Here is a 22424-nt window from a genome sequence, read left to right as displayed (position 1 = left end):
TCGGCTCCGGTTCAGCGGCGTCGTCGCTCAACCGACCACACCACCGGCACCGGCGCGCTCGCCAGCCGCCCAACGTCTGGTCAGGTTCAGCCGCGTCGTCGTCTGACCGACCACGTCACCACCTGCGCCGACCCGTCTCAGCCTGCCGTCGTCAGGTCCGGTTCAGCCCGGTCGTCACCTGACCGACCACGCCACCACCCGCGCCCGCTCGCGTCAGCCGACTGCCGTCAAGTCCAGCTCAGCCGCCTCGTCGCCCAACGGACCACCACCAGTAGCCGAGCAACTGTCGGCAGCTCGGCGACCACACAAGCCAGCGGCTCCCGTTCAGGTGAGCGGCTTCAGCTCGACCCGTCGTCCCTCCGCGGACGACGTCAGCCCCGCCTCCGCGAGCTGCAGGCCCCTGGCGGCCGAGAAGAAGTCGTAGCGGTGTTGCCGTCCGGCGACCACGTCGCGGACGAACTCCTCCCACTGCGCCTTGAACCCGTTGTCGAACTCCGCGTTGTCCGGTACCTCGGCCCACTGGTCCCGGAACGCCTCGGTCGCCGGCAGGTCCGGGTTCCACACCGGCTTCGGCGTGGCCGACCGGTGCTGCACGCGGCACCGCCTCAGCCCGGCCACCGCGCTGCCCTCGGTGCCGTCGACCTGGAACTCGACCAGCTCGTCGCGGAAGACGCGCACCGACCACGACGAGTTGATCTGCGCGATCGCCCCCGATTCCAGCTCGAAGATGCCGTACGCGGCGTCGTCCGCCGTCGCCGCGTACGCCTCGCCCTGCTCGTCCCAGCGACGCGGGATGTGCGTTGTCGCTTTCGCGGTCACGGCCGAAACCCGGCCGAACAGGTTCTCCAGCACGTAGTTCCAGTGGCAGAACATGTCGAGCACGATCCCGCCGCCCTCCTCCGCGCGGTAGTTCCAGCTCGGCCTCTGCGCATCCTGCCAGTCGCCCTCGAACACCCAGTAGCCGAATTCGCCGCGAACGGACAAGATGCGCCCGAAGAAGCCGCCATCCACCAGTCGCCGCAGCTTTCGCAGCCCGGGCAGGAACAGTTTGTCGTGCACGACGCCGTGACAGATCCCGGCGTCCCGAGCCAGACCCGCCAGCTCCAGCGCCCCAGCCAGGGTCTCGGCCAACGGCTTCTCGGCGTAGACGTGCTTGCCCGCGGCGATCGCCGCGCGCACCGCCGGCTCACGCGCCGACGTCAGCTGCGCGTCGAAGTAGATCTGCACGTCCTCCAGCGCGGTGTCGACGTCGGTGGTCCACGACGTCAGGCCGTGCCGGTCGGCGAGTTCCTTGACCTTGCCGGCGTTGCGCCCGGCGAGGATCGGCTCGAGCTGTGCGCGGGTGCCGTCCGGCAGCGCCACCCCGCCCTGTTCGCGGATCGCCAGCACCGACCGCAGCAGGTGCTGCCGGTACCCCATCCGGCCGGTGACCCCGTTGAGCAGCACTCCGATGGTCTGGTTCATCAACTACCGGCCTTCCACGTCGATTCGTTCGCCGCCGTACGGCGCGGTCACACCGGGGATGTCGTATTCGGCGCGCCGGCCGCACATGCCGTAGCCGTCGGGGTTCGACGGCGTCGCGACCCGCACCCCCGATTGCTCGAGGTGACTCCCGTCGCCATCAGCGAGCGCCTTGAGGTGCGCGCCGGTCAGTTCGGCGGCCTTGAGCGCCCCGGCTCGCCACTGCGGCACCCACTCCCCGACCTTCGGCGCGACGAGCGCGACGGCCGCCCGGTGGAACGCCCGCAGCGGCTCCGGGTCGCCGTCGAGCAGCGCCTCACGCAGCGGCAGGTAGCCGCGAATCGCCAGGTCACGGCGTCGTCGAGCGGCGTCGTCGGTCTTCGGCAACGCCGCGGCCTCGGCGTAGGCGGCGTGGTCGGCGAGCACCGCGGGCGGGAAAGTGAACACGGCGTCGCCGGCCTCGGGCAGGCCGCTGTTCTGCATGAGCACGGTGACGCGCAGGTCGCCGCCCTGCACCATCCGGTGCACGGTGCCCGGCGCGAACCACGCGATGACCCCGGCCGACAACGGCGTCTCGACGTAGCCGTCGACGCTCAGCGTCTGCACGGCGCCGCGCCCACCCGTGACGACGTACGCCTCGGTGCAGGCGAGGTGCAGGTGCGGGCTGCCACCGCAAACGCCGTCTTCGGCCGCCCAGTCGTAAGCCCGCAGGTGGGAGACGCCGATGCCACCCGGAAGGGGGAATTCGTCCACGCCTGCCTCTCAGAACCCGTGCGTGCCGAGGTAGCCGGTGATGCGGTCGCGATCCCAGGCACCATCGGCGACGACGATCCGGTAGCGATAGGCGAAGCTCTCCCCCGGGGGCAGGACGAATTCCTCGAAGAACGCCCACGAGATCGCCACGGTCGGCGTGTCCCGCGAACGGACGAACCAGTGCGACTCGTGGATCGCGCTGTCGTTCTCCGGGGCGTGCGCGAACACGAGCGTCGAATGCGCGTCGACGTCGTCGTGTTCGCCGACGAAGGCCAGCCAGGGCGCCTGCCTGCCCATCATCTCCTCGCCGCCCAGCTCGCCGGGCCCGAGGATGCGCCCCCCGCTGAACTCGCGCGGCCCACGCCAGTGCAGCCCGGTGTACCCGGCCATCTCGCGGCCGGCGGTGGTCGGGCTGCCGAACGCGAGTGGCGTGTCGCGGATGTTGGTCAGCTCGATCGCCCAGTCGATGGCCCAGGCGCCTTCGTCCGGCTCGACCGAGTGGACGACGATGTCGCGCCGCTCCCGAGCCCATTCCTCACCGCTGTTGGCGACCCAGGTGAGCTGCTCGGTGAAGGTCAGCCGGTCACCGCCGACGGTGAAATTGTCGAACTCGTCGTGCCGCATCGAACCGACACGATCGGGCAGGTCCTGGTACCAATCGCCCGGGACGTAGGTGTGGCCGCCCCAGAAGTTCTGGCCGGACAGGTGGCTCGATGTCATCTGCAGGCCCTTGTGCCAGCGGTGGTCGGCCGGGCGGTAACCGCTGACGCGCCGTCCGCCGAGGGTGCGCAGCGGATGGGTGTAGGGCTTGCGGGACTCGTAGGCCACCGGGTCGGGTTTGTACACATAGGACATCAACTGGACCCCGCCGGCTTCGACGGCGACGTGGTCACCGTGCCGGTGGGTGACGGTGATCGCCGCGCTCACATCCGCACTCCTTCCTGCTCCACGCCCTGACCGGCGCCGGCCATCGACCGGTAGAAGTCGTCACCCGGCCCGATCTCGCCCCGGCGCACCCCGCCACCGGTGAAGGCCGACTTGTAGAGCGCCGCGACGAGTTCCAGCACCCGCCGCCCATCCACCCCACTGCACGGCGGCCGCCGCCCGGCCCGGAACGCGGCCAGGACCGGCGCGAACGCGGCGGTGTGCGAGCTGGCGACGTCGTCAGGCGGGGCGGCCCAGCGCGTCGTCCGATCGGCGACCACGTGCGGTGCCGGGGTGTAGCGCCAGTCCTTGCCGCTGTAGCCGTAGAGGTGGGTGAGCTCGACAGTCGCGTTTTCGCAGTCGATCCGGATCCGGCTCACTTCGTCCGGCGACAGCACGCTGTTGACCACGGTCGCCAGCGCACCCGACTCGAACCGGACGAGCGCCGTGGAGACGTCCTCGGTCTCGACGTCGTGCACGAGCCGCGCGGTCATCGCCCGCACCTCGGCCCAGTCGCCGAGCAGGTGAAGCAGCAGATCCATCTGGTGGATCCCGTGGCCCATGGCCGGACCGCCACCCTCGCTCGCCCACCTCCCCCGCCACGGCACGGCGTAGTAGCCGGCGTCGCGGTACCAGGTCGTCTGGCAATGCGCGACGAGCGGACGGCCGAGTTCCCCGTCCGCGAGCAGCGTCCGGAAGTGCCCGGCTGCAGAGCCGAACCGGTGCTGGAAGACGAAAGCGGCGTAGGGCCCACCGTCCCGTTCGACGGAGGCGATCTCGTCGTACTCGGCGAGCGAGCGGCACGGCGGCTTCTCACACCAGGCCCAGGCGCCGCTCTCGAGAACCTTCTTGGCCTGCTCGACGTGCAGTCCGGGCGGAGTGCAGATCGAGACGAGGTCGGGTTCCTGCTCGGCCAACAGGGTGTCGAGGTCCAGATACGGGTTGGCGCTCACAGCCTCGGCGCAGAACGCGGCGGCACGCGCTTCGTCGACGTCCGCAACGGCCACCACCTCGACGTCATCACGATGGGCTTCGTACGCGGCCCAGTGACTTTTCGCGATCCCGCCGGCCCCGACGACGGCGACTCGTAAGCGCTTTCCGGTACGCAAGCTCGGACCTCCTCCCCTCCGCGTCGATGCCCGGCAACCGGCCTCCACGTCCCGACGTCCCCGGAGTGCGGCCTTCTCGACCGTCGCAGAAAGCGCTTTCTCACGCAACAGGCCGTCCCACTGTCAACGTTGTCAGCGCCTGGTGCGCAACCAGAACGGACGAGGACGCACCGACTCAGACTGGTCGGCCGCCGCACTGTGGGGCCCGGCAACAGCGTCACGAATCAGAGTTAGCGGGCAGACTTTGCCGCCACACACGGGTCCAGTAGGTCACCGAAACTGGCCACGACAGCCGACCTCAGGCGGATCAGCGAATGGTGTCGCCAGAGATCGACGGCGGGAGCGATCCGCGGACCTCGTCACCGCAAACCGACGTCAAGCGGATCCCAGTCCTTGCCACCGCAGGCCGCCATCAGAAAGAAGTGCAGGCTTCGCCACCGCACGCCGAGAGGGTCAGACGGTCCACAGACCCGTGCGCCCTCTTGCGGATCAGCGGCTCTTGCCCCGCAGGCTGCGTTTCCGCGGCTGCCGGCTTTCGGCGCGCATCGCCCGCACGTCCAGGAAAGCGACCACCCCGGACGCCAGCGCGGCGAACATCCCCAGGAACCGGCCGAAACCCGGGCCGATGGCGATGCCGGCCGCCTCGAAGATGCCCCGCTGGTCGGCGTCGAACTCCCAGTCGAGCGTGAGCCAGCCGATCGCCATCAGCAGCACCGACGCCGCGGCGACGACCAGCCACAGGTGCGGCAGGCCGCTGACCCGCACGTTCCGGACTCGTCCGAAAACGACCACGACTAGCCCGGCCAGCAGCAACGGCAGCGGCGGGCACCAGGCGAAGAAGCTCGAGTCCCACGCGTCGCGCACGACCTGGTCGTGCGGCAGCTGCGAGAGGATGTCCTCGATGTCCGGCTTGTTGGTGCTGAGCGTGGTCCACGGGAGGAACGCCGAACCCAGCGCGAGCAGCCCGGCCGCCAGGCCGAGCCACTCGCGCCAGGTGACGCTCTTGACGGAAAACGGCTGTGTCATGAAAGCGGTCAGGAACCGACGCGCTCGATGATCAGCTCGCGGACCCGCTTGGCGTCGGCCTGTCCCTTGGTCGCCTTCATGACCGCGCCGACGATCGCGCCCGCCGCGGCCACCTTGCCGCCGCGGATCTTCTCCGCGACGTCCGGCTGCGACGCCAGGGCCTCGTCGATCGCCGCGAGCAGCGCCGAGTCGTCCGAGACGACCTTCAGCCCGCGCTTCTCGACGACCTCGCGCGGCGAACCCTCGCCGGCGAGCACGCCCTGGACGACTTCCTTGGCCAGCTTGTTCGTCAGCTCGCCGGACGTCACCAGCCCGATGACCTCGGCCACCTGCGCCGGGCTGATGGCCAGGTCGGCCAGCTCCACCTCGCGGGCGTTGGCCTCCTGGGCGAGGGTGTTGACCCACCAGCCGCGCGCCTCGTCCGGCTTCGCGCCGGCTTCGACCGTGGCCGCCACGAGGTCCACGGCGCCGACGTTCAGCAGGTCACGCAGGGCTTCGTCGGAAAGCGACCACTCCTGCTGGATCCGCTTCCGACGCTCGGCCGGCATCTCCGGCAGCGTGCCGCGCAGTTCCTCGACCCATTCGCGCGAAGGCGCGATCGGAACCAGGTCGGGCTCCGGGAAGTACCGGTAGTCCTCGGCGGTCTCCTTGGTGCGGCCGGGCGACGTCGAGCCGTCGGCCTCCTGGAAGTGCCGCGTCTCCTGCTTGATCGTGCCGCCGTCGGCGAGGATCGCCGCCTGCCGCGTCATCTCGTAGCGCACCGCGCGCTCGACGCTGCGCAGCGAGTTGACGTTCTTCGTCTCGGTGCGGGTGCCGAACTCGGTCGCGTCCTTCGCCATGAGCGAGATGTTCGCGTCACAGCGCAGCGAGCCCTGGTCCATCCGGACGTCGGACACGTCGAGCGCGCGCAGCAGGTCACGCAGCGCGGACACGTACGCCCGAGCGACCTCGGGAGCCCGCTCGCCGGTGCCCTCGATCGTCTTGGTGACGATCTCGATCAGCGGCACGCCGGCACGGTTGTAGTCGAGCAGCGAGTGCTCGGCGCCGTGGATCCGGCCGGTGGCGCCACCGACGTGCAGCGACTTGCCGGTGTCCTCCTCCATGTGCGCGCGCTCGATCTCGACGCGCACGACCTCGCCGTCGTCGAGCGTGACGTCGAGGTAGCCGTTGAAGGCGATCGGCTCGTCGTACTGCGACGTCTGGAAGTTCTTCGGCATGTCCGGGTAGAAGTAGTTCTTCCGGGCGAACCGGCACCACTCGGCGATCTCGCAGTTCAGCGCGAGACCTATCCGGATCGCGCCTTCGACGGCCTTGCCGTTCACCACCGGCAGCGCGCCCGGCATGCCGAGGCAGGTCGGGCACACCTTCGTGTTCGGCTCGCCGCCGAACTCGTTGGCGCAGCCGCAGAACATCTTCGTGTTCGTGTTCAGCTCGACGTGCACTTCGAGCCCGAGCACCGGGTTGAAGCGTTCGATGACGTCGGCGTAGTCCATCAACTCGGCCACGGCAGTCACTTCGTTCCTCCCAGCTCCGGGACCTTGTGGACCAGCGAACCGCCGGCGGCGGCGTCGCGGGCGGCCTCGTAGGCGGCGCCGACCCGGTAGAGCCGGTCGTCGGCGAGCGCCGGGGCCATGATCTGCAGGCCGACGGGCAGGCCGTCCTCGTCGGACAGGCCGCTCGGCACGCTCATCGCGGCGTTGCCGGCCAGGTTCGACGGGATGGTGCACAGGTCGGCGAGGTACATCGCCATCGGGTCGTCGACGCGCTCACCGATCTTGAACGCCGTGGTCGGCGTGGTCGGCGAAACGAGGACGTCGACCTTCTCGAAGGCCGAGGCGAAGTCACGCGTGATCAGCGTGCGCACCTTCTGCGCCGAGCCGTAGTAAGCGTCGTAGTAGCCAGACGACAACGCGTACGTGCCCAGCATGATCCGCCGCTTGACCTCGGCACCGAAGCCCTTTTCACGCGTCAGCGACATGACCTCTTCGGCGCTGTGCGTGCCGTCGTCGGCGACGCGCAGGCCGTAGCGCATGGCGTCGAACCGGGCGAGGTTCGACGAGCACTCACTCGGCGCGATCAGGTAGTACGCCGGCAGCGCGTAGGTGAAGTTCGGGCAGGACACCTCGACGACCTCGGCGCCGAGCGCGCGCAGCTGCTCGACCGCGGCCTCGAAGGACCGCAGCACGCCCGGCTGGTAGCCGTCGCCGCCGAACTCCTTCACCACGCCGACGCGGACGCCGGACAGGTCGCCGTTCGCGCCCTGGCGGGCCGCGGCGACGACCGGCGGGACCGGCGCGTCGATGGACGTCGAGTCCATCGGGTCGTAGCCGGCGATGACCTCGTGCAGCAGCGCGGCGTCGAGCACCGTGCGGGCGCACGGCCCGGCCTGGTCGAGCGACGACGAGAAAGCGACGAGGCCGTAGCGCGACACGCCACCGTAGGTCGGCTTGACGCCGACAGTGCCGGTGACCGAGCCGGGCTGCCTGATCGAGCCACCGGTGTCGGTGCCGATCGCCAGCGCGGCTTCGAAGGCCGCGATCGACGCCGACGAACCACCACCGGAACCACCCGGGATGCGGGCGTGGTCCCACGGGTTGTGCGTCGGGCCGTACGCCGAGTTCTCGGTCGACGACCCCATGGCGAACTCGTCCATGTTGGTCTTGCCGAGGATGACGACGCCGGCTTCGCGCAGCTTGCGCGTCACCGTCGCGTCGTACGGCGGGATCCAGCCCTCGAGGGTCTTCGACCCGCACGTCGTCGGGATGCCTTCGGTGGTGAGGACGTCCTTCAGCGCGAGCGGCACGCCGGCCAGCGGCGACACGGGCGCCTGGCCGCCGGCGATGCCCTCGTCGACGGCCTTGGCCGCGGCCAGCGCGCCCTCGGTGTCGACGTGCAGGAACGCGTGGACGTGGTCGTCCACCTCGGCGATCCGGTCCAGGTGGGCCTGCGTGACCTCGACCGCGGACACCTCGCGCGTGTGGATCTTCTCCGCCAGTTCCGCGGCGGTCAGCTTGATCAGCTCGGTCACTGCTCTTCCCCCAGAATCCGCGGCACCCGGAACCGGCCCTCTTCGGCGGCCGGCGCACCGGCCAGGGCCTGCTGCTGGGTGAGCCCGGGACGGACGACGTCCTGCCGGAAGACGTTCGTCAGCGGCACGGCGTGCGAAGTGGGCGGCACGTCTTCGGCGGCGACCTCGCTCACCTTGGCCACCGAGTCCAGGATCTGGTCGAGCTGGCCGGCGAAGACGTCGATCTCGTCGTCGGTCACGGCCAGCCTGGCCAGCTTCGCGAGGTGCGCAACCTCGTCTCGGGAAATGTTGGGCACGCGGGTGACTCCCGGGTTGTGCTGTGCGGGTTGTCTCGGAAGCTGCAAGTCTATGGTGGCGGCGTGGGCGGACTCGACTGGGTTACGCCCGGCGCAAGCCGAGTGCCGTCCGGCGACACCGAAGTCCCGCCCGGCGGACAGTGGGTCCCGCGAGCCGGGTGGGTCTGTCACAATCGGCGACCGGCATCGAGCGTCCCACGGCAAGGCTGGGACGCCAGAGGTGAGAGGGGCGCGTGGTGTCGTTCCTGATCCGGGTCCTCCTTCCGGACAGCCCGGGGACCCTCGGCGCGGTCGCCACGGCCCTCGGCACGGTAGGCGCGGACATACTCAGCGTGGACGTCGTCGAACGCGGCACGGGCGTGGCCGTGGACGACTTGGTCGTCGAGCTCCCGTCGGGCCGCCTGCCCGACGCGCTGATCACGGCGGCGGAGAGTGTCGAAGGCGTCGAAGTTGACGCGGTCCGCCCGTACGCGGGCGTGCTCGACACCCACCGCGAGCTCGAGCTCGTCGAAGAGATAGCCGCGCGGCCGAAGACCGGTCTCGACATCCTGGCCGAGGGCGTGCCCCGCATCGTGCGCGCGGGCTGGGCGATGATCGTCGAGTACTCCGAGACCGGCGCCGTCCGGCTGGCGTCGTCGAGTGCCGCGCCGGAAACTCCCATCACGGACCTGCCCTGGCTGCCGCTCGAGCGCGCGACGGTGCTCGACAGCGAGGAGGCCTGGATCCCGGAGACGTGGAAGGAGCTGGGCACCGAGCTGGCCGCGACCCCACTGGGCAAGCCGGGCAAGGCGCTGCTGGTGGCCCGCCCCGGCGGACCGAACTTCCGCGCCGCCGAAGTCGCCCGGCTCGCTCACCTGGCGGGGATCGTCGCGGTCGTCCTCGACGGCTGACGCGAGGTAGACCGCGTCGCCCGAATCCGGCAACGCCATCCCGACCACCCGGCCGGGTGGTCGGGTGGTCGGGTGCGGCCGTCGACGGGCTGTTCGCCCGTTCGACCGGCTCTCGATGACGCTCCGGCTCAGATCGTCGCGGCGGTCGAGTCCGGAGCGGGCCACGCAATTGCCGAAAAGGGGCGACGTCTCTTCTCAAGACGTCGCCCCTTCGACAACAAACCCTCGTCGCCCTCGCCCGGTCAGACGTCGATCTGGTACGCGACCAGCGAGATGTGCGGGAACGGCCGCCAGTCGCGTTCGGGCAGCCGCGTGAACCCGAGGCGTTCGTAGAGCCGGTGCGCGCTGCGCATCCCGTCAAGACTGCTCAACACCACCCGGCGAAGCCCCAACGTCCGAGCGCGATCGAGCACGGCCCTTGTCAGCGCCTCCCCGACTCTACGGCCACGCGCCGACGGCGCCACCGCGAGCATCCGGAACTCCAGCTCACCCGGACGTGAAATCTCCGCGTACGCCGAACCCGGCCGCACGATCGTCACGCAGCCGAGCACGTCCCCCGCCTCGCCGACGGCGACGAGCACCTCGGCCAGCTCGACCCGGCGCGCGACGTCACGCAGCACCGCGTCGTACCCGACGTCTCCGGCCAGATGACCGTCGACGTCGTAGGCCTGGACCGTGACCTCGCCCGCCGCCGCGTACTCCTCCGGCCGCGGTGGCCGGATTTCGACATCACCCATCCGTCTCCCCGGACTCGTCTTCGGTGGTTTCGTCGCCGGCCGGCAGCGCCACCTCCCGCGCCGCCTCGGGCCCCTGCTCCAGCAGGACGCGGAAGCCGGCCTCGTCGAGCACCGGCACCTTCAGCTGGACCGCCTTGTCGTACTTCGAACCAGGCGAGTCCCCGACGACGACGAACGCCGTTTTCTTCGACACCGACCCGGCCGCCTTGCCACCGCGGGCCATGAGGACCTCCTTGGCCTCGTCACGGGAGAACCCGTCGAGCGAGCCCGTCACCACGATCGACAAGCCTTCGAGGTTGCGTGGGATCGACTCGTCGCGCTCCTCTTCCATCCGCACGCCGGAACGTCGCCACTTTTCGACGATCTCGCGGTGCCAGCCGACTTCGAACCACTCCTGGGTCGCGCGCGCGATGGTCGGGCCGACGCCGTCGACGTCCGCGAGCTCCTCCTCGGTGGCTTCTTCGATCCGCTCGACCGAGCCGAACTCGCGAGCCAGCGCCTGAGCGGCCGTCGGACCGACGTGCCGGATCGACAGCGCGACGAGCACCTTCCACAGCGGCCGGTCCTTCGCCGCGTCGAGATTCATGAGCAGCTTTCGCGCGTTCGCGGACAACTCGCCGGCCTTGGTGCGGAACAGCTCGACCTCGGACAGGCTGTCCTCGTCCAGGTCGAAGATGTCACCCTCGTCGGCGACCACCCGCGCGTCCAGCAGCGCGACCGCCGCCTCGTAACCGAGAACCTCGATGTCGAAACCACCGCGGCCGGCCAGGTGGAAGAGCCGCTCCCGCAGCTGCGCGGGGCAGAACCGGGTGTTCGGGCAGCGGATGTCCTTGTCGCCTTCCTTCTGGTAGGCGAGCTCGGTGCCGCATTCCGGGCAATGGGTGGGCATGACGAACTCGCGCTCGTCGCCCGTGCGCGCGTCCACCACCGGTCCGAGGACCTCGGGGATGACGTCGCCGGCCTTGCGGATGACGATCCGGTCGCCGATCAGCACCCCCTTGCGCTTGACCTCTTCCCCGTTGTGGAGGGTGGCGCGCGCGACCGTCGACCCCGCGACCGTGACCGGCTCGGTGACCGCGAACGGCGTCACCCGCCCGGTGCGGCCGACGCCGACCTGGATGTCCAGCAACGTGGTGATCGCCTCTTCGGGCGGGTACTTGTACGCGATCGCCCACCGCGGCGCGCGCGACGTCGTGCCCAGCCGCCGCTGCAGCGACACCTGGTCGACCTTGATGACGACGCCGTCGATCTCGTGCTCGGCGTCGTGGCGGTGCTCGCCCCAGTAGGCGATGTGCTCGGTGAGCTCCTCGGCCGCCGTCAGGACCTTGCTGTGCGGCGACACCGGCAAGCCCCACGCGGCCAGCGCGTCGTACGCCTCGGACTGGCGCTGCGGCTCGAACCCCTGGCGTTTGCCGAGCCCGTGGCAGATCAGCCGCAGCCGGCGTTCCTTCGTGATCTTGGGGTCTTTCTGCCGCAGCGACCCGGCCGCGGTGTTGCGCGGGTTCGCGTACGGCGGCTTGCCGGCTTCGACCATCTTCGCGTTCAGCTCGAGGAAGTCTTCGACGCGGAAGAAAACCTCGCCGCGGACCTCGACCAGAGCGGGCACCGGGAACTGGTCGGTGCCCGTGAGCGTCTCGGGCACCTGCTCGAGCGTGCGCATGTTCAGCGTCACGTCTTCGCCGGTGCGGCCGTCACCCCGGGTGAGCGCCCGGGTGAGGTGGCCGTTTTCGTACAACAGGTTGATCGCCAGGCCGTCGATCTTCAGCTCGGCGAGGAACTCGGTCCGGCCGACCTCCTTCTCGACGCGCTCGACCCAGGCCAGCAACTCGTCCCGGTCGAACACGTTGTCCAGGCTGAGCATGCGCTCGAGGTGGTCGTACGCGGTGAACTCGGTCGAGAACGTGCCCCCGACCCGCTGGGTCGGCGATTCGGGGGTGACCAGCGCGGGGTGTGCGTCTTCGATCGCCTGCAGCTCGCCGAGCAGCTCGTCGAACTGCCCGTCGGAGACGATCGGCGAGTCCAGGACGTAGTAGCGGAACTGGTGGTTGCGCAGTTCCTCCGCGAGCGCGCTGTGGCGCTCACGCACGTCGGCCGGGACGTCGGTGACGTCCTCGGCGGCCTCCGGGGCATCCACCGCCGCGATCTGGTCCTGGGGAAGGTCTGTGCTGCTCACGGGTGGTAACCCTAGTCGGCGGCACCGACATTTTCGGGCGTCCCGCCGCCGAGCCCGCGAACCAGTTCACGGAACTCCAAAAGGGTGATCGCGCCCACCGGCTCGGTCTCCGCGGTCTCGACACGCCGTAGTCGTTCGGCGGCCAGACGTTCACCCAATGTGGCGTCGAGGGGCAGGAACGTCATGGTCAGCCGCGCGGCCTCGTCGAGGTCCCGGAACCCGGGGTGGAAGACGGCGACGTCGACGACGTCCTCGTCCACCTGCGCGACGACCCGGACATCGGCCAGCGAGATCCGGTGCTCGCCGAGGTTGACGGTGACCTCGGTCGGATCGGGCACCGGCGGGACCGAGTCGTGGTACTCCCAGATGGCGTCGTCCGGCGGCGCGGCTGCCCGCCACGCGTCGGTGAACGGCCGCACTTCGGGGTCCTCCTGGCCGGTCACGACCAGGGCGTAGATCGACCGGCGACCACGTTCGAGCGAGAAGTGCAGCCGGGGGTGCAAGGCCTCGACCAGCTGGCAGAGCTCGTGTTCGACCCGGTGCGGCTCGCCCTCGCCGAGCGACGCGCTGACCATCGGGAGCAGGTCGTACCAGCCTTGCCAGAACGTCTCCGCGGCGACGGCCGGGTCCGCCGGCACGTGCTGCTCCGGCCACGCGGTGCGCGGGTCGGGCGGATCGGCGGCGGAGCTCTTGCGGCGGAACAAGCGCATGGCTATCGGTGGTCCTCGTTCGGTCGGCTTCCCCGCCACGCTACTTGGCGTGCCACGCCGATGTCGGCGAGTTGCCGGATTCCGTCACCAACGTTCCGGCGGCTCCACGAAGGCCTTGCCCAGCTCGCGGGACAACTCGAGAGCCCGGCGCATCCAGTCCGGCGTCGCGCCGGCAAGACCGCAGGCGGGGGTCGGCACGGCGCGTTCGGCCAGGACGCTTTCGTTGAACCCGAGCCGGCTCGCCAGCCGGAACGGCGCTTCACCGACGTCCTTCAGGCTCAGCGGAGCGGCGGGTTCGGTGGTCGGGATCGCGCCCATGAACAGCGTCGCCCCGCCGTCCCACACTTCGCCGATCTCGTCGAGGAACGCGGCGGACACGCCGTCGAGCACCCGGAGGTCGAACGCCAAGCCGTCCGCGCCGGCCTCACGCAGCAGACCGAGCGGCGGTTCCGCGGCGCAGCAGTGCACGATCACCGGCTGGCCGGTGATCGTGCGCGCGCCTTCGATGACGGTGGCGAGCAGGTCACGGGCCTCGGGTCCCGGCACCGCCGCGACGTTCCCGTAGCCGGACGGCGTCGACAGCCCGCCGGCCAGCACCATGGGCAGCGACGGCTCGTCGAACTGGACGACCACGGGAGCGCCGATCCTGGACCGGACCTCCGCGACGTGCTCCGCGAGGCCGTCGAGCAGGGACGACGTGAAGTCCCGCAGGGCACCGCGGTCCGTGAGCACGCGGTGGCCGCGGGGCAGTTCGATTCCGGCGCCGAGCGTCCACGGCCCGGCGAGCTGGACCTTGAAGGCAGGCGGCGTGACCCCGGCTTTCTCCTTGGCCTCTTGCAGCGCGTCCAGATCCCAGCGAAGCAGGTCGACGGCCCGCCGGTGTTCGTGCCCCGGCCGGGCAGTGACGCGGTAGCCGCTCGGCACGACCTCGACGGCCAGGTCGACCAGCAGCGCCGCCGTCCGCCCCAGCATGTCCGCCCCGACGCCGCGCGCCGGCAACTCCGGCAGGTGCGGGAAGTCCGGCAGCTCGCCGAACACGACCGCCGCTGCTTCCGCGGGGTCCGTGCCGGGCATCGAGCCGATCGCCGTCGCGGCACCGCTGGGCCAAGCTTGTTTGCTCACAACCCCGGATTCTGGTCGACCACCGGCCGCCGACACCGACCGGGCCACCGCACCGCACTCGACGGAGGCGGACATACGCCGCATTTCCCGTTACGTGGTCCGTGGGCGCGTCCGCGCGGATAGGCTGCCCGGTCATGACGAGTTCGCCACCGCAACCGGGCTGGTATCCCGACGCGCGGGACCCGCGGCTGCACCGCTGGTGGGACGGTCAGGCCTGGACCGCCAACACGCGTCCGGCCCACCAGGTCCCGCCGAGCGACTCCGAGCCGATCGAGCTGGACATCGAACGCGCCCACGACCCGTCGCGGATCCAGAACCAGGTCAGTCGCGCCACCCGCGGCCGCGGCGGCGCGCGCAACGGTGGTGGGACGTTGTTCACCGAGCCGGTCCTGGTGGTGAACCAGCGCGCCAAGCTGATCGAGATGGCCAACGAGTTCGGCGTCTTCGACCAGAACGGCACCCGGATCGGCGGAGTTGTCGAGGTCGGCCAGAGCACGCTGAAGAAGGCGATCCGGCTCCTGACCAACTACGACCAGTTCCTGACCCACAAGTTCGAGGTCCGCGACGCCAACCACAGCACGGTGCTGAAGGTGACGCGTCCGGCCAAGGTGTTCAAGTCCCGATTCCTCGTCACCCGGGCCGACGAGTCGCCGATCGGTGAGATCGTCCAGGAGAACGTGTTCGGGAAGATCCGCTTCGGCTTCGTCGTCGACGGCCGCTCGGTCGGCGGGATCTTCGCCGAGAACTGGCGCGCCTGGAACTTCTCCATCCGGGACCACACCGGCAACGAGGTTGCCCGGGTGACCAAGACGTGGGGCGGCTTCATCAAGGCCGCCTTCACCACGGCTGACAACTACGTGGTCGAGATCCCTCACCCATTGCCGGATCCGCTGGCCAGCATGGTGGTCGCTGCGGCCCTCACGATCGACACCGCTCTGAAGCAGGACACGGACTGACCTAGTGACCGGCGTCTCATCTCCTCCAGGTGGACAGCGGGCCCGACACAGCTCAGGGTGAAGAAAGGCCGGGACGCCGGAGTCTCGCCGGGACGGAGGTCACTGTGGAACCGTTGCCGGAAAGCAGCGACCGGAACTGGACCGAACCCGGGATCTACGAGGTGTCGGCGGGCGTCTACCGAATCCCGTTGCCGCTGCCCAACGACGGCCTGCGCGCGGTGAACGTCTACGCCGTCACAGACGGCAAGAAGCTGGTCCTGGTCGACTCCGGCTGGGCACTGGACGTGGCCCGTCAACAACTGACGGACGCACTCGGCGGGATCGGCGCCGAACTTGCCGACGTCAGCGAGTTCCTCGTGACCCACGTCCACCGCGACCACTACTCGCAGGCGGTCGTGCTGCGCCGTGAGTTCGGTTCGAAGATAGCGCTCGGCCAAGACGAAGAGCCGTCGCTGAAGGTTTCGGGCAACCCTGAGCGGTTGCCGATGGAAGCCCAGGTCGACCTCCTGTTCAAGGCGGGCGCCGGCGAGGTCGTCGAAGCGCTGGGGCGCGAGTTCGGCACGAACCGGCGCCACCGGGAAGCCGATCTGTGGGAAGCGCCCGACGAGTGGCTGACACCAGGACGCCGATCGATCATGCCGGGACGCGACTTCGACATCGTCGCCACTCCGGGACACACGAGCGGACACGTCGTCTTCGTCGACGACGCGGCCGACCTGTTGTTCTCCGGCGACCACGTGCTCCCGCACATCACCCCGTCCATCGGGTTCCAGCCGGTGCCGGCTGAATTGCCCTTGAACGACTTCATGGATTCGCTGCGCCTGGTGCGCTCCATGCCTGACCGTCGCATGCTTCCCGCCCATGGTCCGGTGTCGGAGAGCGTGCACACACGGGTCGACGAACTGCTGGAACACCACCGTGAACGCCTCGAGACCATGGGCGGGCAGATCGCGGCCGGCGCGAGCACCGCGTTCGAGGCTGCGAACCGCGTCGGCTGGACCCGCCGCAAGCGCAAGCTGTCCGAAATGGACTCATTCAACCGGATGCTCGCAGTCCTGGAAACCGCGGCACATCTCGACCTACTGGTTTCGCAAGGCAAACTGACCGCGCAGGTCGTCGACGGAGTCCTGCACTACTCGGTGACCTGAGAACTTCCTGCATACTGGGTGCAATGGATGTCATCAGACGTGCCAGGGCAACGGACATCGAGGCGCTCGAGCGCCTGTTCGGCGCACCGGGCGGACCGCTGGCAACCGCACTCCGCGACCTCACGAGCACCCCGCACGTCACGCTGGTCGTAGCTGAGGACGGCAACGGCGTCGTCGGCACCGCGCAACTGACGGTGATGCGAGGCCTGGCCTGGGACGGGGCATCGCGGGGCTTACTGGAAGGTATCCGCGCTGCCCGACGAGGCGTGACCAGCGCGCTGCTGAGCTGGGGCGTCGACGAAGCTCGCCGACGTGGGTGCACCCGGCTCCACCTGGACTCCGGCCTCGCTCGCGCCGACCTGCGAGAGTTCTACGCGCGTTTCGGATTCGAGCACAGTTATCAAGGGTTCACCCGCGCGCTGTGATACTGGCGCCGTGACCGACTACACCATCCGCAAAGCACGGCGTGATGACGTCGAAGCGATAGTGCACATGCTGGCGGACGACCAGCTCGGCGCGACCCGTGACGACCCCGCCGATCCAGCCCCGTACCTGCAAGCGTTCGATGCTATCGACGCGGACCCGAACCAGCTCCTTGCCGTGGTCGTGGCCGACGACGAGACTGTGGGAACCCTGCAGTTGACCATCATTCCTGGTCTGGCGAGGCGTGGTGCACTACGCGGTCAAATCGAGGCAGTTCGGGTCCGGGCTGATCATCGGGGTTCCGGCCTCGGCGCCGACCTCCTTCGATGGGCGATCGACGAGTCACGGCGGCGCGGGTGCGCCCTTGTGCAACTCACGTCGGACACCTCCAGAACGCAGGCGCACCGGTTCTACGAGCGCCTCGGTTTCGAGCCGAGCCACACAGGATTCAAGCTGAAGATCTGAACGAGCGGCCGACTCGACCATCCACATAGGACAATTCACGGTCATCACTCCCCCTAGATCTGGCGCTGCATAGGGCCATACACACCGACCATTCCTGAACCAGTCTCGGCGAGTCAAGCCACGGAGGGCACGAACGGACCGTTCGTGCCCTCCACCGCAATTTCGCCGAAAACTGCCGTACGGTCGCGCTCATGTCATCTTCGCGACCACTCCGCAAACTCGACTCCGCGACCAATTCCCGGAACGCTCACGACAACCTTCCCTTCATGCTGCAGACTGTCCGCGCAAGCCCGGATACGTTGCAGCGCATGCAAGACGACCAGGTCGTCGAGTTGATACGCGAAACCGATGCCGAGATCTCCAAGCTCCAGGCACTTCAACTGAGAGCGATCGCGGACCTCAGCGTGCGCCGGAGACGGGCACCCAGCACAGCTTCGGAAGTGGCCTTGGCCCTGTCCATAACGGAACACCGCGCCGGTGCCATTGTTTCCGCGGCCAACGCGCTTATCGCCCGGCTTCCGCGCATGCTCAACCTCATGGACGACGGCAGGCTGGACCTCTATCGCGCCATGAAGGTCACGGACGCCACCGCCTGGGTTTCCGGTGACTACGTGCGCATCGTCGACGAAGCGCTCGAAGATCGGGTTCCCGGACGGAACGCCACCCAGGTCCGTCGGGCGGCCGCGTATGCCGCCGCAAAGGCCGACCCGGCAGGTGCCGCGAGCCGGACCGAGCAGAAGCTCCTCGAACGACGGTTCAGCCTGCACCACCAAGACACCGCCGTGACCCACCTGTCGATCAATAACGCTCCGACCGAGAAGGCGACCGCTGTCTATACCCGCATCGACCAGGCTGCTCGCGCCCTGAAGACGCCCGAAGAAGCGCGAACACTGGACCAGCTCCGAGCCGACGTCGCGCTGGATCTGCTCCTGAGCGGCACGGGTGGGCCGAGCGCACGAACCGAAGTGTTCTTGCACGTCGACCTGGCCACCTACCTGAGCCTGAACGATCTCCCGGTGACCTTGGCCGGCCGTGGTCCGATCGCACCCGCGGTCGCCCGCAGCATCATCAGCGGGCCCGACACGACGTTGCGTCGAGTCCTCACCGACCCGCGCACCGGCCAGGTGGTCGAGCTCTCGCCGAAGCGCTATCCGCTCGACTCGGCACACGACGAGTTCATCCGCGTCCGCGACCAGGAGTGCCGACAGCCTGGATGCACGCGGCCCGCCCAGAGTTGCGGGATCGAGCCGACTCGAGCGTCAGGCGGGACCGAGGCGGTCGTGCACCAGCCGGTCACCTTCTGCTCCCGCCACCGCAAGTTGAAGAACCAGCCTGGGTGGGCTTACGAGGTCACTCCTGACGGGACCGTGAACGTTGCGACGCCGACCGGCGGAGTTCGCTCGACAACACCACCATCAATGCATCCGATCCGGCGACGAGCGAACCGGTCCTCGAAGAAATCTCGGAAATGACGAGGTCAGCGCGTGCTCGCGATCTTCGCGCTGCCCAGGACGATATCGCCGCCGTCAGAATCCGGTCGGTAAAGCACGACGACCTGCCCCGGAGCGACCCCACGCAATGGTTCGCGTAGCTGCACGGTCATGGTGTCCGAGTCCACCTCGGCAACCGCATCGACGATTCCACCGTGAGCCCGAACCTGGACCACGCACTCAGTCGGCTCCGTCAGCGGACGGCCACTGGGCCAGATTGCCCGATCGGCGTCGATCACGTTGATCCCGAGGCCGGCCACGGAGCCGACCTTGACGGAGCCGGACACCGGCTCCAGGGACAGGACGTAGCGAGGACGCCCGTCCGGTGCCGGGACTTCGATACCGAGTCCCTTGCGCTGCCCGACAGTGAATCCGTGCACACCGGTGTGCTGGCCGAGCACTGCACCGGTTTCCGCGTCGACGAGTTCGCCCGGACGCTGCCCCAGCCGGTTCTCCAGGAACTTCTTGGTGTCGCCGTCAGGGATGAAGCAGATGTCGTGGCTGTCCGGCTTGTTCGCGACGGACAACCCCCGCTGCTCGGCCTCTGCTCGTACTTCGGTCTTCCAGGAGTCGCCGAGCGGGAACATCGCGTGGCTGAGCTGCTCCGAGGTAAGGGAGGCGAGCACGTAGGACTGGTCCTTGCCACTGTCCGCACTACGGCGCAGCTCGGGCACACCATCAACTACGGACAGACGCGCGTAGTGGCCGGTCGCGACCGCGTCGAAGCCAAGTGCCATCGCCTTTTCGAGGAGAGCTTCGAACTTGATCTTCTCGTTGCAGGTGACACAGGGATTCGGTGTACGGCCGGCGGCATACTCGCCGACGAATGTCTCCACGACTTCTTCGGTGAACCGCTCGGCGAAATCCCAGATGTAGAAAGGGATACCGAGAATGTCAGCAGCTCGCCGGGCATCGTGCGAATCCTCGATCGTGCAGCACCCGCGCGAACCAGTGCGCAGAGTGCCAGGTTTCGCCGATAGCGCCAGGTGCACGCCGACGACATCGTGCCCGGCATCAACCGCGCGCGCCGCGGCGACTGCCGAATCCACTCCTCCGCTCATCGCGGCCAAAACCCGCATTGCCTTACACCTCTTGCTTCTGGGTCTGCTTGCGCATTCCGGCGAGTCCGGCCTGCCTCGCGCGTGTGACGACACCACCGATCTCGGCTGCAACCGCCTCGACATCAGCGGCGGTGGACGTGTGACCGAGAGAGAATCTGAGCGAGCCACGAGCGGCCGCTGGGTCCGCGCCCATTGCGAGGAGTACGTGACTCGGCTGGGCCACGCCCGCAGTGCACGCCGATCCTGTCGAGCACTCGATGCCCTTGGCGTCAAGCAGCATCAGCAGGCTGTCGCCGGCGCATCCGGGGAACGTGAAATGGACGTGGCTGGGGAGCCGCTCGCACTCTCCACCATTGAGAACGGCGTCGGGCACCTCGCGTCGAATCGCTCCGATGAGCTCGTCGCGCAGTTCCTCGACGCGCTTAGCGTATTCGGTCCGAGTGGAGATGCTGGCCTGGACAGCGGCCGCGAATCCGACGATGGCCGGGACGTCCAGGGTGCCGGAGCGGACGCTGCGCTCTTGGCCGCCACCGTGCAACAGAGGTACGCAGGTCACGTCGCGGCCGAGAAGGAGAGCTCCCACGCCGAACGGTCCGCCGAGCTTGTGGCCGGTCAACGTGAGCGCAGCTGCGCCACTGGCGGCGAAGTCGACTGGGACCGCGCCGACGGCCTGGACCGCGTCCGTGTGCAGCGGGATGTCGAACTCGGCACAGACGGCGGCCAACTCGGCGATCGGGTTGATCGTGCCGACCTCGTTGTTGGCCCACATCACCGTCACCAGCGCGACGCTTTCAGGATCTGAGGCGATAGCGGCACGCAGAACCTCGGGCGACACCCGGCCCTGGCTGTCCACGTCCAGCAAGGTGATCTCGGCATCGCAGCGGGCTTCGAGCCACTCGACTGTGTCGAGCACCGCGTGGTGTTCGGCAGCGCCGCACAAGATGCGGCGACGCTGCTTCTGCTCGTCGTGACGAGCCCAGTAGATGCCCTTCAGCGCGAGGTTGTCGCTCTCAGTGCCACCGCCGGTGAAGATCACTTCGGAGGGGCGGGCGCCCAAGGCGTCGGCGATGGTCTCTCGGGCTTCCTCGACCATCCGGCGGGCTCGGCGGCCCGAGGAATGCAGCGCTGAGGCGTTGCCCACGGTGGACAGCGCCTCGGTCATCGCCGCTATGGCTTCGGGCAACATCGGAGTGGTCGCCGCGTGGTCGAGATAGGTCATCGCCTCTTCAGGGTAGTCCGCTCCAGCGCGTGACGAAGCGCACCCTGACCCTCGAAGTGGCCTGTCACACCTTCGACGGCCAACGTCCGGTCAGCCGCACGCCCAAGAGGGCGAGCGCTATCAAGGCGACTGTGAGCAGGGCCATCGCCGGCGACGGGTCGAGAACGGAGCCCATAGCACCGAGCAAGACGCCGCCCAGACCGATGAGCAGTGCCGATCCGACCCAGTCTGCGAGCTGCATCGCCGAGGTGTTGAACCCGCGTTCACCTTCAGGCGAGTAGCGGAGCAGGAGGACCGAGATCGCAGGCATCGCTATCCCCATTCCCGCGCCGCCGACCGCGCAGGCCACGAACGCCGTCCAGCCGGGGCACCAGGGCTGCGAGACCAGGCCGAAGCAGACCAGGCCGGCCGCCACGAGCCAGAATCCGGTGCGCAGGGAAGCTTCCCTCGACCAGTTGAGGTAGCGGCCCTGGGCGGCAGATGCCGCGGACCAGCCCAGTGCCGTGATCGTCAAGGGCAGGCCGGCTAGGGCCGGGCTGTATCCGTGGACCGCGCTCATCGTCAGGGGTAGGTACGCCTCCATTCCGGCGTACGCGCCTGCGATCAGTGCTCGGGAAGCGACGACTGTGGGGAGACCTCGGCGAGAGGTCAGCGTCCCCACCGGGAGCAGTTTGCGGAGGGCGTAGCCGAGGGCCACCAGCCCGGCGGTGCCGTAGCCGAGTGCGAGGAGTGACTGGTGCTGTGCGGCCCAGGTCAGTGCGGCGATGCCTAGGGCGGCGATGACCGCTTGGAACACGCCTGCGCGGGGGCCGCCGGTGGCGGGGACGTGCGCGGGCAGGCGGCGGACGACCACCAGCAACATGGCCACGCCCACGATCACTAGCGGGACCAAGCCGAGGAAGACCCAGCGCCAGCCGACGCTGGCTGTCAGGACGCCGGCTACCGACGGGCCGATGACCGCCGGTAAGACCCAGGCGGCGGCGTTCGCGGCGTAGATCACCGGGCGTTCGTGGTCGGTGAACGTCAACGCGATCAGGAGCGAGACCGAGACCAGGAGCAGTCCCGAGCCGAAGCCCTGCAAGGCGCGGCCGAGCAGGAGAGTCGGCATGCCCGTTGCCGTTCCTGCGACGAGCAGGCCGGCTGCGAACAGTGCCGGGCCGGCGAGCAGGGCCGGTGCTGGGCCGCGGCGGTCGCCGATGCGGCCCGACAGGACTGTGGCGACGACGCTGGAGATCAGGAAGATCGTGAACGGCCACGAGTACAGCGACAGGCCGTGCAGGTCGGCGACCAGGGTCGGCATCGCCGTCGCGACGCCCATGTTCTCGAAGGCGACCAAGGTGACCACGAGCAGCAGCGCGATCGTCGTCAGCCGGTGTTCGGCGCTCCAGAGCACACTGCGGCGGACGGGCACGGGGTCGATGGTCGAGGTCATG

At 69.1% G+C, this 22424-nt stretch carries 21 protein-coding genes; 6 read left to right on the top strand and 15 right to left on the bottom strand.

What is annotated here, in order from left to right; all coding sequences use genetic code 11:
* Nucleotides 1-324: 324 nt before the first annotated feature.
* The 8 genes from MUY22_RS21165 to gatC all read right to left on the bottom strand — a co-directional run bounded on the left by MUY22_RS21165 (nt 325) and on the right by gatC (nt 8597).
* A complete protein-coding gene (locus MUY22_RS21165) occupies nt 325-1464 on the bottom strand; it encodes a Gfo/Idh/MocA family protein (RefSeq protein WP_247061899.1) in 1140 nt (379 codons plus the stop codon).
* Nucleotides 1465-1467: 3 nt separating this feature from the next.
* On the bottom strand, nt 1468-2214 hold the full coding sequence (locus tag MUY22_RS21160) for a cupin domain-containing protein (RefSeq protein WP_247061897.1): 747 nt from the start codon (nt 2212-2214) through the stop codon (nt 1468-1470).
* A gap of 9 nt (nt 2215-2223) precedes the next feature.
* Nucleotides 2224-3141, bottom strand: a complete 918-nt coding sequence (locus tag MUY22_RS21155) for a PmoA family protein (RefSeq protein ID WP_247061895.1) — start codon at nt 3139-3141, stop codon at nt 2224-2226.
* On the bottom strand, nt 3138-4247 hold the full coding sequence (locus MUY22_RS21150; RefSeq protein WP_247061893.1) for a Gfo/Idh/MocA family protein: 1110 nt from the start codon (nt 4245-4247) through the stop codon (nt 3138-3140). Before MUY22_RS21150 ends, MUY22_RS21155 begins: the two co-directional genes overlap by 4 nt.
* A 489-nt stretch (nt 4248-4736) precedes the next feature.
* On the bottom strand, nt 4737-5273 hold the full coding sequence (locus tag MUY22_RS21145) for a hypothetical protein (RefSeq protein ID WP_247061891.1): 537 nt from the start codon (nt 5271-5273) through the stop codon (nt 4737-4739).
* A gap of 8 nt (nt 5274-5281) precedes the next feature.
* A complete protein-coding gene (gatB, locus tag MUY22_RS21140) occupies nt 5282-6787 on the bottom strand; it encodes an Asp-tRNA(Asn)/Glu-tRNA(Gln) amidotransferase subunit GatB (RefSeq protein WP_247061889.1) in 1506 nt (501 codons plus the stop codon).
* Nucleotides 6784-8301 (bottom strand): Asp-tRNA(Asn)/Glu-tRNA(Gln) amidotransferase subunit GatA, encoded by a 1518-nt coding sequence (gene gatA, locus MUY22_RS21135; RefSeq protein WP_247061887.1) that lies wholly within the window; start codon nt 8299-8301, stop codon nt 6784-6786. Before gatA ends, gatB begins: the two co-directional genes overlap by 4 nt.
* Nucleotides 8298-8597 carry an Asp-tRNA(Asn)/Glu-tRNA(Gln) amidotransferase subunit GatC gene (gene gatC, locus MUY22_RS21130; protein WP_247061885.1) on the bottom strand — a complete coding sequence of 100 codons (300 nt, stop codon included), beginning with the start codon at nt 8595-8597 and terminating at the stop codon, nt 8298-8300. Before gatC ends, gatA begins: the two co-directional genes overlap by 4 nt.
* Nucleotides 8598-8833: 236 nt before the next feature.
* Between gatC and MUY22_RS21125 the strand changes: the two genes are divergently transcribed.
* Complete coding sequence (locus MUY22_RS21125) at nt 8834-9487, top strand: amino acid-binding protein (RefSeq protein ID WP_247064029.1); 654 nt, start codon at nt 8834-8836, stop codon at nt 9485-9487.
* Nucleotides 9488-9729: 242 nt separating this feature from the next.
* Here MUY22_RS21125 and MUY22_RS21120 read toward each other — a convergent pair whose 3' ends face one another.
* From MUY22_RS21120 to MUY22_RS21105, 4 genes are all read right to left on the bottom strand, one after another.
* On the bottom strand, nt 9730-10224 hold the full coding sequence (locus MUY22_RS21120) for a GNAT family N-acetyltransferase (protein ID WP_247061883.1): 495 nt from the start codon (nt 10222-10224) through the stop codon (nt 9730-9732).
* Nucleotides 10217-12397, bottom strand: a complete 2181-nt coding sequence (ligA, locus tag MUY22_RS21115; RefSeq protein ID WP_247061881.1) for an NAD-dependent DNA ligase LigA — start codon at nt 12395-12397, stop codon at nt 10217-10219. The genes MUY22_RS21120 and ligA overlap by 8 nt, the downstream gene beginning before the upstream one ends.
* A gap of 11 nt (nt 12398-12408) precedes the next feature.
* The gene (locus MUY22_RS21110; protein ID WP_247061879.1) at nt 12409-13107 is read right to left on the bottom strand and encodes a hypothetical protein; all 699 of its coding nucleotides are present in this window, start codon (nt 13105-13107) and stop codon (nt 12409-12411) included.
* 84 nt (nt 13108-13191) lie between these two features.
* Nucleotides 13192-14229, bottom strand: coding sequence for a methionine synthase (locus MUY22_RS21105; RefSeq protein ID WP_247061877.1), 1038 nt, complete (start codon nt 14227-14229; stop codon nt 13192-13194).
* A 134-nt stretch (nt 14230-14363) separates the two neighbouring features.
* Here MUY22_RS21105 and MUY22_RS21100 point away from each other — a divergent pair, with 134 nt between their 5' ends.
* From MUY22_RS21100 to MUY22_RS21080, 5 genes are all read left to right on the top strand, one after another.
* Nucleotides 14364-15185: a phospholipid scramblase-related protein gene (locus MUY22_RS21100; RefSeq protein ID WP_247061875.1), complete on the top strand. Its 822-nt coding sequence runs from the start codon at nt 14364-14366 to the stop codon at nt 15183-15185.
* 104 nt (nt 15186-15289) lie between these two features.
* A complete protein-coding gene (locus tag MUY22_RS21095; RefSeq protein ID WP_247061873.1) occupies nt 15290-16333 on the top strand; it encodes an MBL fold metallo-hydrolase in 1044 nt (347 codons plus the stop codon).
* 23 nt (nt 16334-16356) lie between these two features.
* Nucleotides 16357-16758: a GNAT family N-acetyltransferase gene (locus MUY22_RS21090; protein ID WP_247061871.1), complete on the top strand. Its 402-nt coding sequence runs from the start codon at nt 16357-16359 to the stop codon at nt 16756-16758.
* Between the two features lie 10 nt (nt 16759-16768).
* Complete coding sequence (locus MUY22_RS21085) at nt 16769-17221, top strand: GNAT family N-acetyltransferase (RefSeq protein WP_247061869.1); 453 nt, start codon at nt 16769-16771, stop codon at nt 17219-17221.
* Between the two features lie 266 nt (nt 17222-17487).
* The gene (locus MUY22_RS21080; RefSeq protein ID WP_247061867.1) at nt 17488-18693 is read left to right on the top strand and encodes a DUF222 domain-containing protein; all 1206 of its coding nucleotides are present in this window, start codon (nt 17488-17490) and stop codon (nt 18691-18693) included.
* A 5-nt stretch (nt 18694-18698) separates the two neighbouring features.
* Here the strand turns inward: MUY22_RS21080 and mnmA are convergent, their stop codons facing one another.
* The 3 genes from mnmA to MUY22_RS21065 all read right to left on the bottom strand — a co-directional run bounded on the left by mnmA (nt 18699) and on the right by MUY22_RS21065 (nt 22423).
* Nucleotides 18699-19790, bottom strand: coding sequence for a tRNA 2-thiouridine(34) synthase MnmA (gene mnmA / locus MUY22_RS21075; RefSeq protein ID WP_247061865.1), 1092 nt, complete (start codon nt 19788-19790; stop codon nt 18699-18701).
* A gap of 4 nt (nt 19791-19794) precedes the next feature.
* Nucleotides 19795-20991 (bottom strand): cysteine desulfurase family protein, encoded by a 1197-nt coding sequence (locus tag MUY22_RS21070; RefSeq protein ID WP_247061863.1) that lies wholly within the window; start codon nt 20989-20991, stop codon nt 19795-19797.
* A gap of 64 nt (nt 20992-21055) precedes the next feature.
* Nucleotides 21056-22423 (bottom strand): MFS transporter, encoded by a 1368-nt coding sequence (locus MUY22_RS21065; protein ID WP_247061862.1) that lies wholly within the window; start codon nt 22421-22423, stop codon nt 21056-21058.
* Nucleotide 22424 lies beyond the last annotated feature (1 nt).

It is taken from the genome of Amycolatopsis sp. WQ 127309 (assembly GCF_023023025.1).
GTDB lineage: Bacteria > Actinomycetota > Actinomycetes > Mycobacteriales > Pseudonocardiaceae > Amycolatopsis.
The sequence above is the reverse complement of the archived record's forward strand: the minus strand, read 5'-3'. Positions and strand labels throughout refer to the sequence as shown.